This is a genomic window from Nocardia acididurans, assembly GCF_016741815.1.
In the GTDB taxonomy this organism is placed as follows: Bacteria; Actinomycetota; Actinomycetes; order Mycobacteriales; family Mycobacteriaceae; genus Nocardia; species Nocardia acididurans.
Map to the genome: position 1 here is coordinate 196,386 of NZ_JAERRJ010000005.1, position 15,032 is coordinate 211,417.

The 15,032-nt window shown below is 71.5% G+C and carries 1 protein-coding gene (only partly in view); it reads right to left on the reverse strand.

The features are described from left to right. Positions 1-15,032 carry the 3' portion of a non-ribosomal peptide synthetase gene (locus tag JK358_RS14190; RefSeq protein ID WP_201947711.1) on the reverse strand. Its footprint extends 3,997 nt past the window's final position, so only the last 15,032 of its 19,029 coding nucleotides appear in the window; its start codon lies off the right edge, out of view; the stop codon is at positions 1-3.

The following is a 15,032-nucleotide window of genomic DNA, read 5'->3' on the forward strand; positions in this document are numbered from 1 at the left end:
TCAGAAATTTTGGGAGGTTCTCCGGAAATCCCTGTTGAGTACCGCCGCAATATGTTCGAGAGCGGCCGGGGAGGTCATGCCCCAGTGGGTTTCGGGCACCGCGTGGGTGTCCACCGCACCGTCGATGGCCTCGGTCCAGGCCGACACCCCGAGCGTGCAGCTCGGATCGTCCACGGCGGCGGCGAAGTACAGCAGATCGCCCTTGAACCGGCTCGGCCGGTACGCGCCGATGAGCGCCAGCGACGCGATCGCGCCGTCCACGATGCGACCGATCCGCTCGGTGTCGAAGACCTCGGCCAGCTCGCCCGTGGTCTGGCCCAGCAGCTCCTTCACGGGCAGGGCCACCGCGGGATCCACCTCGCTCTCCAGCGAGCTGTCCAGCATGGCCAGCGTCACCACCTCCTGACCCTCCTGCTGCAGCTGCACCGCCATGGCGTGCGCCAGCACGCCGCCCAGCGACCAGCCCAGCAGGTGGTACGGCCCCTCCGGCTGCACGGCCCGGATCTCGCGCACGTACAGCGCGGCCCAGTCCTCGATCGAATCCGGCAGCGGCACATCGGCGGCCAGCGTCGGCGACTGCAGCGCGTAGATCGGCCGATCCGCGTCCAGGTGCGCCGTCAGGCCCGCGAAGGACCAGGCGAGACCGCCCATGGGATGGACGCAGTGCAGCGGCGCGCCCGTCCCCGCCGCCCGAAGCGGCAGCAGCACCGAGAAGGCCGCGTCCGGATCACCGGAACCGGCCAGCCGGGCGGCCAGCGCCGCGACGGTCGGCGCACCGAAGACCGCGATCACCGGAACCCGCTGTCCGAGCGCCTCACTCAGTCGTGTGGACAGGCGCACGGCCAGCAGTGAGTTGCCGCCCAGTTCGAAGAAGCTGTCGTCCAGGCCGATCCGCTCCGCGCCCAGCACCTCCGCGAAGACCGCCGCGATGGCGATCTCGGATTCGGTTGCGGGAGCCCGGTATTCGCGTGCCGTGAACTCCGGCTCCGGCAGCGCGGCGCGATCGACCTTGCCATTGGCGTTGCGCGGCACCGATTCCAGCGCCACCAGGGCGTCGGGAACCATGTAGCTGGGCAGCCGGTCGGCCAGTGCGGCGCGCAATCGGGCCGCATCGGTTTCCGCGGGAGCACTGAAGTATCCGACGAGACGGGCGGTGTCGGCGACCCCGCTCACCACGACGACCGCATCGGTCACGCCGTCCTGCGCGCGCAGCACGTGTTCGATCTCGGCCAGCTCGATCCGGTAGCCGCGCACCTTCACCTGGAAGTCCCGTCGTTCGACGAATTCCAGGACGCCGCTGCCGGTTTCGGTCGCCGGGCGAAGCCAGCGCACCAGGTCGCCGGTGCGGTACAGGCGCGAGCCCGCCGGGCCGAAGGGATCAGCCACGAACCGCTCGGCCGACAGCTCCGGGCGCTCGTGATAGCCGCGCGCCAGCTGCGCGCCGCCGAGGTAGAGCTCACCGGTGACGCCGACCGGCACCGGCCGCAGCCGGTCGTCGAGCACGTACACCCGGTTGCCTGCCTGCGGCGTGCCGATGGGCACCACGGCCTGGCGGATCTCGGTGTCGGTGCGGAAGCGCGTGACCGAGACCGCGGCCTCGGTCGGACCGTACAGGTTGTCGATGCGCGCGTTGGTCGCCGCGCGGGCGCGGACCAGGGTGTCGGTGGGCAGCGCCTCACCGATGACCAGGATGCGGCGCAGCGACTCCGGCAGGCCGGCCGGTCCGGCCACGTCGACCAGCATGGCCAGCAGTGACGGCACCAGGGTCAGGGTGGTGACCGATTCGCGGCGCACCTTGTCTAGCAGCGCCTCCGGATCGCGGTGCGCCTCGGCGGGAGCCAGCACCAGGCTCGCGCCGGTGCGCAGCGCCCACCACAGTTCCCACACCGACAGGTCGAAGGCGGCGGAGGTGTTCCACAGCACCGAATCACCCTCGGCGAGTGCGTATTCCGACTGCATCCAGTCCATCTGGTGCGAGACGGCCGCATGCGGCACCGCGACGCCCTTGGGCTTGCCGGTGGATCCCGAGGTGAAGATCACGTACGCGGTATCGGACGGGGAGCCCGGCGCACGGCGGTCCGCGGGGGTGATGGCGGCCGACGGCAGCGTCTCGTCCACGGCCGCGGCCACCTCGAGCACCGTGGTGTCCGCCGGGAGTTCAGCGGGCAGGGTCATCGGGCGTCCGGCATCGGTCAGGATGACCGGCGGCCGAGCCGCCGCGAGTACGGTCGCGGTGCGCTCCAGCGGGTGCGCGGGATCCAGCGGCACGTACGCGCCACCGGCGCGCACCACCGCGTACATGGCGGTGAGCAGTTCGATACTGCGCGGAAGGGCAAGGGCCACCAGGGTTTCCGGCCCGACTCCAGCGTCGATCAGCACCCGTGCCAGCCGGTTGACCCGCTCGGAGAAGTCCCGATAGGTCAGTGCCCGAGCGCCTTCCACGACCGCGATGGCGAACGGCGAGCGCCGTACCTGCGCGTCGAATTCCGCCAGCAGCCCGCGCGCGGGGAATCCGCTGTCGGCGGCGTTCCAGGTCTGAAGCAGCCGCCGCGATTCGGCCGCGCCGAGCAGATCGGCGTCCCCGATCGGACGCTCCGGATCGGCGAGCACGGCCGCCAGCAGGCGGTTGAACCGCTCGGCGAATCCGGTCACCGTGGCCTCGTCGAACAGGGCGGTCGCGTAGGTCATGGTGGCGGTCATCCCCGCCGGTTGCCCGTCGGCGGCGTAGCCGTCCATGACGATCAGGTGCAGGTCGAATTGCGAGACGTCGGAATCGAATTCGACGGCGGCGGCGGTGAGGCCGTCCAGATCGAACGCGGCCTGCTGCTGGTTGTGGAAGGAGAACCCGACCTGCACCAGCGGGTGGCGCGCGGTGGAGCGCTCCGGATTGAGCACCTCGACCAGCCGCTCGAAGGGCACGTCGACGTGGTCGAAGGCCGCCACGTCCCGGGCCCGGACCTCGCGCAGCAGTGCGGTGAAGCCCGCCGCCGGGGTGACCTCGGTGCGCAGCACCAGGGTGTTGACGAACATGCCGACCAGATCGTCCAGCGCCGCGTCACCGCGTCCGGCCACCGGGGTGCCGACCGCGATATCGGTGGAACCGGTGAGCCGTGACAGCAGGGCCGCGAAGACCGCGTGCACGGTCATGAACAGGGTCGTGCCCGCCGAGCGGCTCAGCTCGGCAAGGGCCGCATGGGTTTCCGCGTCGATGGTGAAGTCCACGCGGCGGCCGGTGGTGTCCAGCACCACCGGACGCGGCCGATCGGCGGGGAGCACCAGCAGCGGCGGCAGTCCGGCCAGGCTCTCCGTCCAGAACCGCAGCTGCCGGGCGATGAGCGAATCCGGATCGTCCTCGGAGCCGAGTGAATCCCGTTGCCAGAGGGCGTAATCGGCGTACTGCACGGGCAGCGGAGCCCACATCGGCTCCACGCCCTGCTTGCGAGCGGCGTAGGCCGTCATGACATCGCGGGCCAGCGGGGCCAGCGAACTGCCGTCACCGGCGATGTGGTGCATGACCACCACGAAGACGTGCTCCTGCGGGGCCAGCCGGAACAGCGCCGCACGCAGCGGAACGGCGGCGGTCACGTCGAAGCCCTGACCCAGCACCTCGAGCACGGCCGGCATGAGGGTGTCGGCCGTTACCGGAATCGGTTCCAGCACAGGTAGTTCCAGTGCGGCGGAGGCCGGGAGCACCACCTGCACCGGCCCGGACGCGGTCTCCGGGTAGACGGTGCGCAGCACCTCGTGCCGGACCACCACGTCGGTGATGGCGGCGTGCAGGGCGGCGACGTCCAGCGGGCCGGTGAGCCGGATGGGCAGCGGGATGCTGTACGCGGTGGAATCGGGATCCAGCCGGTTCAGGAACCACATGCGCTGCTGCGCCAGTGAGACCGGGACCGGGCCGTCACCGGTCCGCGGGACCAGCGGCGGCCGCACCGGTCCGGTGGTGTCGCCCGCGCTCGCGGCGGCGGCCAGCGCGGCCACCGTCGAGTGCTCGAACACCGTCCGGACCGGCAGCCGGGTGCCGAAGGCGGCGCTCAGCCGGGCAGCCAATTGCGTTGCGGTCAAAGAGTTTCCGCCGAGACCGAAGAAATCGTCGTGGACGCCGACGCGGTCCGCGTCCACGGTGCCCAGCACCTCGGCGAGGGTGCTCGCCACCAGCCGCTCGGCCTCGGTGCGCGGGGCCACGAATTCGGTGCTGCGGAACACCGGTTCCGGCAGGGCTTTCCGGTCCAGCTTGCCCACCGGGGTGAGCGGGACGCTGTCGAGCACCATGACGGCGGTGGGCACCATGTAGGCGGTCAGCGACCGGCCCGCATGCGCGAGCACCTCGTCGACGTCGAGCTCCCGGCCCGCGGCGGCGACCACGTAGGACACCAGCGAGACCGTGCCGCTGGCGTCGGAATGGCCCACGGTGACCGCGAATTCGATATCGGGGTGCGCGGTCAGCACGGCGTCGATCTCACCGAGTTCGATGCGCAGGCCGCGCACCTTCACCTGATGGTCGGCGCGGCCGACGTATTCGATCACGCGGCGGCCGTCCGTGCGCACCGCCCAGCGCGCCAGGTCACCGGTGCGGTAGAGCCGTTCGCCGGGCGCACCGTAGGGGTCGGCGACGAAGCGCTCGGCCGAAAGCCCCGGCCGCGCATGGTATCCGCGCGCCAGGCCCGGTCCGTTCAGATACAGCTCTCCGGTGACGCCGACCGGCACCGGCCGCAGGCGGGTGTCGAGCACCACGCCGGTCATCCCCGCGATGGTCGTGCCCATGTCGAAGGGGTCACCCGGCAGCAGCGGTGCGCTGATATTGGTGATGATGGTGGTCTCGGTCGGGCCGTAGGCGTTGTGCACCGCCCGCGTGCCCGTGGTCCAGCGGGCCACCAGATCCGGGCCGAAAGCCTCACCGCCGATGGCTAGTTCGCGCAGGTCCGGCAGGCGCGCCGGATCCAGGGTCTGCAGGACGGCCGGGGTGATGAAGGCGTGGGTCGCACGCTCGGCGGCCATCAGGTCGGTGAGCTCCGCGCCGCCGTACACGTCGGCGGGCGTGATCACCAGGGCCGCGCCCACCGGTACCGCCATGAGCAGTTCCAGCATGTAGGCGTCGAAGCTGGGCGAGGACACCTGCAGCACCCGGGCCGTGTGGTCGAGGCGGTAGCGCTCGCGCTGGGTGGCGGCGACGCCCGCGACGCCGCCGTGGGTCACGAGCACGCCCTTGGGCAGGCCGGTGGAACCGGAGGTGTAGATCATCCAGGCCGGGCTGTCGACCCGCGGCGGATGCCGCAGTTCGGTTTCGGCGATCGGCGTGGCGTCGAATTCCGCTGCGGCGGCCGAGAATTCCGGGGTGTCGAGGATCAGCCAGTCGGCTGTGCCGGGTAGTCGGTCCCGGCTCCCGGCGACGGTCAGGCCGAAGGTCGCTCCGGAGTCGGACAGCATGTGCGCGATCCGGTCGGCCGGATAGGTCGGGTCGACCGGGACGAAGGCCGCGCCCGTCTTGGCGACGGCCCACACCGCCAGCACGGTGAGCTCCGAGCGCGGCACGGCGAGGGCGACGAAGTCCTCCGCGCCGACGCCGCGGGCGATGAGCAGCCGCGCCAGCCGGGAGGATTCGGCATCCAGCTCGGCGTAGGTGAGCGTCCGGCCCCGGAAGCACACCGCGGTGTGCTCGGGGAAGGCCGCCGCGCTGCTCGCCAGCTGTGCGGCGAGGGTGTGGGTGGCGATCGGCCGGGTGGTGGTGCGGTCCAGCAGCTCCGCGCGCTCGGCCGGGGCCAGCAGGTCGATATCGCCGACCCGCGCCGTGGGATCGGCGACCACCGCGCCCAGCACGCGGCCCAGTCGGCGGAGCAGGCCCGCGGCCGTCGCCTCGTCGAAAAGGTCGGTGGCGTAGTTCAATTCGACGGCGAGGTGGCCGTCCACATCGAGTTCGTCGGCGACGGTGAACTGCAGATCGAAGCGGGCGACCCGGTGTTCGAAATCGACCGGCTCCAGGACCAGTCCCGGCACCGCGTAGGTCTGCGTGCCCAGGTTCAGGTAGCTCAGCGCCACCGTGAACAGCGGGTTGCGGGCCTGCGTGCGGGTCACGCCCAGCGCGTCGACCACCTGGTCGAACGGCACCCGGACGTGGTCGAAGGCGGCCAGGTCCACGGCCCGGGTCTGCGCCAGCAGCTCGGTGAAACCGAGTTCGGCCGTGGGCCGGGTGCGCAGCACCAGGGTGTTGACGAACATGCCGACCAGATCGTCGACGGCCGCGTTGCCGCGTCCCTCCACCGGGGTGCCGATGGCGATGTCGCCGGACCCGGACAGCCGGGCCAGCAGCACCGACAGCGCGGCGTGCCACACCATGAACGGGGTCGCGCCGTGCTCGCGGGCCAGCGCGGCGACGGCGGTGGCCAGGCCGCCGTCGAACCGCGCCTTCACCGTGTCGCCCCGTCCGGAGGCGACGGCCGGACGCGGGCGGTCGAACGGCAGCGCGGTCTCCTCGGGGAGGTCGCGCAGGGTTTCGGTCCAGTACTCGAGCTCGTCGGGGCCGATGCGCTCGAGGGTGGCGCGCTGCCAGAGCGCGTAATCCGCGTACTGCACGGGCAGTTCGGTCCACATCGGCGCGCTGCCGGTGGCCCGTGCCACGTAGGCGGTGACGGTATCGCGCAGCAGCGGCTCCATGGACTGGCCGTCACCGGCGATGTGGTGCAGCACCACCGCGAGGACCCAGCTGTGCTCGGATTCGCGAATCAGGGCCGCGCGCACGGGAACCGCGGTCGTGACGTCGAAGCCCTCGGCGACGAGGCGCTCGATCCAGCCGAGATCGGTGGTGCCGGTGTCGGTGCGGAGTTCGAACGGCACGTCGGCTTCGGTCGCGGGCAGGATCAGCTGGTAGCCGGCCCCGGTCTCGTCGGCCGGGTAGATGGTGCGCAGCACCTCGTGGCGGGCGATCACATCGGTGAAGGCGTCCCGCAGCACGGTGGTGTCGATCTCGCCGGTGATGCGGATGGCCGACGGGACGTTGTAGGCCGGGGAGCCCGGATCCAGCCGGTTGAGCAGCCACATGCGAGTCTGCGTGGGCGACAGCGGGATTCGCTCCGGACGCGGCATGGGGCGCAGCGGGATTCCCGCGCCGCCGCGGCCGACCCGGGTGGCGAGCGCGGCCACCGTGGGGGCGTCGAACACCTCGCGCACACTCAGTTCCGCACCGAAGGCCGCATTGACCCGCGCGATCAGTCGCATGGCGAGCAGCGAATTGCCGCCGCGCGCGAAGAAGTCGTCGTCCGCGCCGATCTCCGCGCCGCCGAGCAGATCACCGATCAGCGCGGCCAGCGTGGCCTCGGCACCGGCCCGGGGAGCCCGGTAAGGCACTGTGGCGGCGGTGAATTCGAGGACGGGCAGGGCATTGCGGTCCAGCTTGCCGATACTGGTGAGCGGCATGTCGTCGAGCACGACCAGGTGCGCGGGCACCATGTAGGACGGCAGGCGGGTACGGGCGTGCGCCAGCACGGCGTCCGCATCGAGCCCGGCACCGGAAACCCCGGCACCGCCCGAGCGCCCGGCGGCACCGGTCGCGACCGCAGCTCCTATACCGGCACCGGCGACATAGCCCACCAGGCAGTCGGTGCCTGCGGTATCGCGGGCGAGCAGGACTGCCGCGTGGGCCACCCCGTCGGCCGACAGCAGCGCCGCCTCGATCTCGCCGAGTTCGATGCGCTGTCCGCGCAACTTCACCTGGAAGTCGTTGCGGCCCAGGTACACCAGGTTGCCGTCGCGGTTCCAGCGCACCAGGTCGCCGGTGCGGTACATGCGCGCGCCGGGCACGCCGAACGGGTCGGCCACGAACCGGTCGGCGGTGAGACCGCCCCGGCCTTGGTAGCCGCGGGCCAGCTGGGCGCCGGCCAGGTACAGCTCGCCGGTCACCCCGGTGGGCACCGGACGCAGCCGGGCGTCGAGGACGTAGGCGCGGGTGTTCCAGTTCGGGCGGCCGATGGCGACCTCGAAATCCGGTTCCCCGTCGGTGAATTCGTGATAGATCGTCGAGATCGCGGCCTCGGTCGGACCGTAGGCGTTGTGCACCGCGCCGCTCACGTGCTCCCGCAGCTGGGCGAGCAGTTCGGCGGGCAGTGCCTCGCCGCCGGTGTGCAGGTGCCGGAAGGACGCCAGCGCGGGGCCGTGGCCCTCGGCGATGAGTGCGGCCAGCACCGACGGCACGTGTTCGGCGATGGTGACGCCGAATTCGCGCATGAGCCCGGCCAGGTAGTTCAGATCCTGATGGCCGCCCGGTCGCGGAATCACCAGGGGCGCACCGACCATGGCGGGCAGGAAGCACTCCCACACCGACACGTCGAAGGCCAGCGGCGCGCGCTGCATGACGCGGTCGGCGGCGGTCACCTCGTAGCGGTGCTCGAGCCAGCGCAGCTGGTTCATGATGGCGCGGTGGCTGGTGGCCACGCCCTTGGGCAGACCGGTGGAGCCGGAGGTGAACAGCACGTAGGCGAGATTGTCCGGGCGCAGCGGGGCGCGACGGTCGGCGTCGGTGAGCGGCGCGGCCGAATACGACCGCAGTGCACCGCTTTCCGCGAGCTCGGCGATATCGATCGCGCGCACACCGCTGAGCGCGGGCAGCGTCGCGCCGCCGACGGTCAGCACCACGCCGGTGCCCGAGGTGTCGAGCACATGGGCGATGCGATCGGCCGGATGCGCCGGATCGACCGGAACGTAGGCCGCACCGGCGGCCACCACGGCGTACAGCGCGATCACCATGTCGAAACAACGCTGGGCGGTGACGCCGACGATGGCATCCGGCCCCACGCCCTCCGCGACGAGCAGCCGGGCCAGGCGGTTCACCCGATCGGCGAGTTCCGCGAAACTCAGCCGCTCGCCCTCGAAGAGCAGCGCGTCGGCATTCGGATCGGCCGCCGCGCGGGCATCGAGCAGATCGGCGAGCGTCTCGGCGGGCAGCGGGTGCACGGTCGCATTGCGATCCGACAGCAGCACACCGCGTTCGGCCCGCGACATCAGCTCCACCTCACCGGCGACGAGGCTCGGCTCGGCCAGCACGGCCCGCAACACCCGCTCGTAGACGGCGAGGAATTCGAGGACGGTCCGCTCGTCGAACAGATCGCGCGCATAGGTGAGATGCACGTCGATGCCCGCGGGCGCGCCCGTCTCGTCGACGGTGTCCACCAGGGTCCAGTCCAGATCGAACTGGGCGACGGTGGCGTCCACGGTGAGCGCCTCGATGGCCAGCCGGTGCAGCCGGATATCCGGCCTGGCGTGGTTCTGCATGGTCAGCGTGACCTGGCACAGTGGCGAATGCGCCTGGGACCGCACCGGATTCAGGGCGTCGACCAGCATCTCGAACGGCACCACCGCGTGTTCGAAGGCCGCCAGGTCGGTATCGCGGACCCGGGCGAACACCTCGTCCAGGGTGGCGTCCGGGCGCACCTCGGTGCGCAGCACCAGGGTGTTGACGAACATGCCGACCAGATCGTCGAGGGCTTCGTCGCCACGACCCGCCACCGGCGTGCCTATGACGATGTCACCGGTGCCCGACAGCCGGGCCAGCGTCACCGCCAGCGCGGTGTGCAGCACCATGAACGGGGTCGCCCGCCGCTGCGCCGCGAAATCGACCACGGCGGCGTGCAATTCGGCATCCAGCCGACCGCGGACGGCCGCGCCACGACCACTGGCCACGGCGGGGCGGGGGCGATCCGACGGCAGCGTGAGCACATCCGGCAGGCCGCGCAGGCGGCGCGTCCAGTGGGCCAGCTGCCGCGCCAGCAGCGAATCCGGGTCGTCAGCGTTGCCGAGTGCGGCACGCTGCCACAGCGCGTAGTCGGCGTACTGCACCGGCATCGGGGCCAGGGCGGGCGCGCGGCCCGCGCAGCGGGCCACGTAGGCGGTGGCGATATCCCGGGTGAGCGGGCCGAACGACCAGCCGTCGGCGGCGATGTGGTGCACCACGAACACCAGCAGATGGGTGTTGGGTTCGTCGGCGACCCGCAGCAGCCGGATCCGGAACGGCACCTCGGCGGTGACGTCGAAGACGGTGCGCGCCAGGGATTCCACCAGCACCGGCACCTCGGCGGCGCTGACGGTCTCGGGCACCAGGTCGGTGAGCCGGGTGTCGGCGGGCAGCACCAGCTGGGCGGCCGTGCCGTCGCGCTCCGGGTAGAGGGTGCGCAGGGTTTCGTGCCGGGCGATCACATCGGCCACCGCCGCGCTCAACGCACCGGTGTCCAGCGCGCCGGTCAGGCGCAGCGCGAACGGAATGTTGTAGCCGTCGCGCTGATCGAAGCGGTTGAGGAACCACATGCGCTGCTGGGCGATGGACAGCGGAATGTGGTCGCCGCGCTGCTGCGGGGTGACCGGCGGCAGCTCCGTGCTGGATTCGGCGTCGGCGGCGGCGATCCGGGCCGCCAGCCCGGTGACGGTGGCGTCGTCGAAGACGGCGCGCAGCGGAATCCGCACGCCCGCCGCCTTGCTCAGCCGGGCCACCAGCTGGGTCGCGATGAGCGAGTTGCCGCCGAGGACGAAGAAGTCGTCGTCCGCACCGACCCGCTCGACTCCGAGCAGGGCGGCGAAGACCTCCGCGACGAGCCGCTCGTCGGCGCCGGTCGGGAGCCGGAAGGCGGTGGGCGCGGCCTCGGGCGCGGGCAGGGCCGCGCGGTCGAGTTTGCCGGAGGCGTTGAGCGGCAACGCCTCCAGCACGACATAGACCGCGGGCACCATGTACGCGGGCAGCCGGTGCGCCAGTGCGGCGCGCACCTGCGCGGCGCTCGGATCGCTGTCCGGTGCGGGCACCAGATAGGCGACAAGGTGGTCGTCCCCGCCGGAGCGGCCGGACGGGCGCACCAGGACGGCCGCCTGGGCGATGGAATCCAGTGCGGTGAGCGCGGATTCGATCTCGCCGAGTTCGATGCGCAGGCCGCGCAGCTTCACCTGGAAGTCGGTGCGGCCCAGGTATTCCAGTTCCCCCGACCGGTTCCACTTGACCAGGTCGCCGGTGCGGTACATCCGCTCGCCGTCCCCGAAGGGGTTGGCCACGAACCGATCCGAGGTCAGGTCCAGCCGCTCCACGTAGCCCGCGGCGAGCTGTTCACCGGCGAGGTAGAGCTCCCCCGCGACACCGATCGGCACCGGCCGCAATCGCGAATCCAGCACGTACACCCGGGTATTGAAGACCGGGCGGCCGATCGGCACGACCTCGACGTCGGCATCGGTGACCTCGTGATAGGTGACGTCGACCGCGGCTTCGGTGGGACCGTACAGGTTGTGCAGCGGCGCGCCGGTCAGCTCACGCAGTCGCCGGGCGGGGTGCGGGGCGAGGGCCTCACCGGAGGCGAACACCATGCGCAGCGGCAACCGGAGGTCGTGAGCATCGGCCTGGTTCAGGGTGTGTTCGAGTCCGGCCACGAAAACCGACAGCATCGACGGCACGAAGTGGACGACGGTCACGGCCTCGCGGCCGATGAGCTCGGCCAGCACCGCCGGATCACGGTGCGCCTCCGGCGGAGCCACGGCCAGCCGGGCGCCGATCAGCAACGGCCAGAAGAACTCCCACACCGACACGTCGAAGGTGGCCGGGGTCTTCTGCAGCACCACGTCGGCCCCGGACAACCGGTACTCGGCCTGCATCCACACCAGGCGGTTGACGATGGCCGAATGCGGCACCGCCACGCCCTTGGGCCGACCGGTCGAGCCGGAGGTGAACAGGATGTAGGCGATATTCGAATCACGCAGCGGGGACACCCGTTCGGCCTGTGTCACCGGCCCGTCGGCGAAGACGGACAGGTCCAGCAGGTCGATGCGCACCTGCGCGGTGTCGACCGCCAGGTCCTCCCCCGAGGTGAGCACCGTGACCGGATCAGCGGTTCGCAGAATGTATTCGGTGCGCTCGACCGGGTGATCGGGATCCAGCGGCACATAGGAGGCCCCCGCCGCGGCGACCGCGTACATACCGGCCACCAGATCCACCGAGCGCCGCATACCCAGGGCCACTGTCGTTCCCGGGCCGACGCCCTCGCCGATCAGCCAGCGCGCGAGTCGCCGTACCCGACGGGCGAATTCGGCATAGGACAGTTCGGTGCGCGGCTGCCCGGAACCGGCCTCGAAGGACAGGGCGGTGGCGTGCGGTGTGCGCGTCACCTGGGCCTCGAACAGCGAGATCAGCGTCGCGGCATCGTGTTCGGGCTGCATGGCGCGCAGGTCGAACGTGGTGTCGTTCCAGGAGTCGAGCAGCAGCGCGCGCTCCTCGGCGTCGAGCAGGTCGATATCGCCCAGCGGCGCGGTGGCGTCCGCTGCCACGGCGGTGAGCAGTCGCAGGAACCGCTGTGCGAAGGCGGCCACCGTGGCGGCGTCGAACAGCTCGGTGGCGTAGCGCAGATTGCCGGTGAGGCCGCCGGTCGTGCCCTCGTCTCCCACGACCAGGTGCAGATCGAATTTCACCGTGGGGTCGTCGATGTCGACCGGCGACACGGTCAACCCGGGCAGCGCGAAGCTCTCCGCCGTCGCGGCCTGGACCGCGTCGGTGAAGCTCAGCATGACCTGCACCAGCGGCGGCGCACCGGTGGTGCGGTCCACGACCAGCGCGTCGACCAGCCGCTCGAACGGCAGCTCCGCGTGGGCGAAGGCGGCCAGGTCGGCGGTGCGGACCGCGGCCAGCAATTCGCCGAAGGACTGCTCCTCGCGCACCTCGGTGCGCAGCACCAGGGTGTTGACGAACATGCCGACCAGAGCGTCCAGTTCCCGTTCGCCACGGCCGCCGATCGGCGAGCCGACCGCCACGTCGGCGGTGCCGGCGAAGCGGGCCAGGGCGGCGGCGAAGGCGGCGTGCACCACCATGAACAGGGTCGCGCCGTGCTCGCGGGCCAGTTCCCGCAGGCGCGCGGCGACCGTCGCGTCCACCGAGAAGCCCACGGCCGCACCGGTATCGGCGGGAACGGCTGGCCGGGGACGGTCGGTGGGCAGCGGCAGGGCGGGCGCGAGACCCGCGAGCGTGTCCCGCCAGAAGCTCAGCTGCTGCGCGGCGAGACTCTCCGGATCCTCCGGCGCGCCGAGCAATTCGTGCTGCCAGATGCTGTAGTCCGCGTAGTGCACGGTCAAGGGTTCGAAGCCGGGCGCGACGCCCGCTGTCCGCGCGGCGTAGGCCCGCACGAGATCGGTGATCAGCGGCTGCAGCGACAGCGCGTCGGCGGCGATGTGGTGCACCACGACCGCGAGCAGGTATTCGGCATGCGCCGGGTCGGGGTCGTCGTTGTCGACCACGAAAAGCGCCATGCGCGAGGACAGTTCGCGCGTCACGTCGAAGCCCGCCGCGGCGAACGCGGTGAGCGCGCAGCGTGCGCAGGAGTTCGCGGCGGCACCGTGCGCGGGGCACTCGTCCCCTGCGGCCACCGGAATCGGGCTCAGACTCAGCCCGATCTCCGCGGCGTCCAGAATCTGCTGATATGGACCGGATTCGGAATCCGGGTACAGGGTGCGCAGGGATTCGTGCCGGGTCAGCACGTCCACCGCGGCCTGCTCCAGCGCGGCGATATCGAGCGCACCGGACAGCCGCAGCACGATGGGCAGGTTGTAGCGGCTGTGTTCGCCCTCCTCGGACTCCAACCGGTTCAGGAACCACAGGCGCTGCTGTGCGGGTGAGAGCGGAATGCGCTCCGGGCGCGGGCGGGCGGCGAGTGCCGGGCGGGCGGCCTCGGGGTTGGCGTCCAGTAACGCCGCGGCCAGACCGGCCACCGTGGACACCTCGAACAGCACCCGCACCGGCACCCGGATGCCCAGCTCCGCGCCGATGCGCGCGGTCACCCGGGTGGCGTCGAGCGAACTGCCGCCGAGGGCGAAGAAGTCGTCGTCGAGCCCGGCCCGCTCGACGCCGAGCACCTCGGCGTAGGCGGCGGCGACCACCCGCTGCACGACGTTCACCGGAGCGCGGAAGTCCTTGGCGCGCAGCTCCGGAACGGGCAGCGCCTTGCGGTCCAGCTTGCCGCTGGAGTTGAGCGGCAGCTCGGTCAGCGCCACCAGCGCGGTCGGCACCATATAGGACGGCAGCACGCGCGCGAGCCCGTCGCGGATGGCCTCCTGGTCCAGCTCCGCGCCGGGCGCGGGCACCAGATAACCGGCCAGATAGTCGCCGGACTCACCGGCGACGACCCGCACCGCCGCCTGCGCCACCGTCGGGGCCAGCAGCAGCGCGCTCTCGATCTCGGCCAGCTCGATGCGCTGGCCGCGGAACTTGATCTGGAAGTCCAGGCGGTTCAGGTACACCAGCTCGGCGTCCTCGTTCCAGCGCACCAGGTCGCCGGTGCGGTACATGCGCTCACCGGGACGACCGAAGGGGTTGGGCACGAAGCGATCCGAGGTCAGATCGGGGCGGCCGTAGTAGCCGCGGGCCAGCTGCACACCGGCCAGGTACAGTTCGCCCGGCACCCCGATGGGGGTCGGGTGCAGCCGCGAATCCAGTACGTAGACCTGGGAATTCCATTCCGGCTCGCCGATCGGGACGACATGGGTCTCCGAATCGTGCGCCTCGTGGAAGGTGATGGACACCGCGGCCTCGGTGGGCCCGTACAGATTGTGCAGTCCGGCCGCGCTCACCGCGCGGAAGGCCGCGACCGTCTCCGGCGGCAGCGCCTCACCGATGACGAAAACCTCACGCAGTGACTCGAGTTCACCCGGTTCGGCGTGCGCCGCGAACACCGACAGCATGGACGGCACGAAGTCGGTCAGGGTGATGCCCTGCGCGGCAATGGTTTCCGCGATGTAGCGCGGATCGCGATGCCCGTCCGGGGTGGCCACCACGAGGGTCGCCCCGGCGCGCAGCGGCAGGAAGTAGCCCCACAGCGAGACGTCGAAGGTGGTGGCGGTCTTCTGGAGGTAGACGTCCCCGCCGCGCACGCCGTACTCGGCCTGCATCCACGCCAGCTGATTGGCGATGGCGCGGTGGGTCACCGCCACGCCCTTGGGCTTACCGGTCGAACCGGAGGTGAACAGCACGTAGGCCGGGTGATCCGGGTGCAGGGTGGCGCGTCGCTCCCGGTCGCCGATCTTCATGG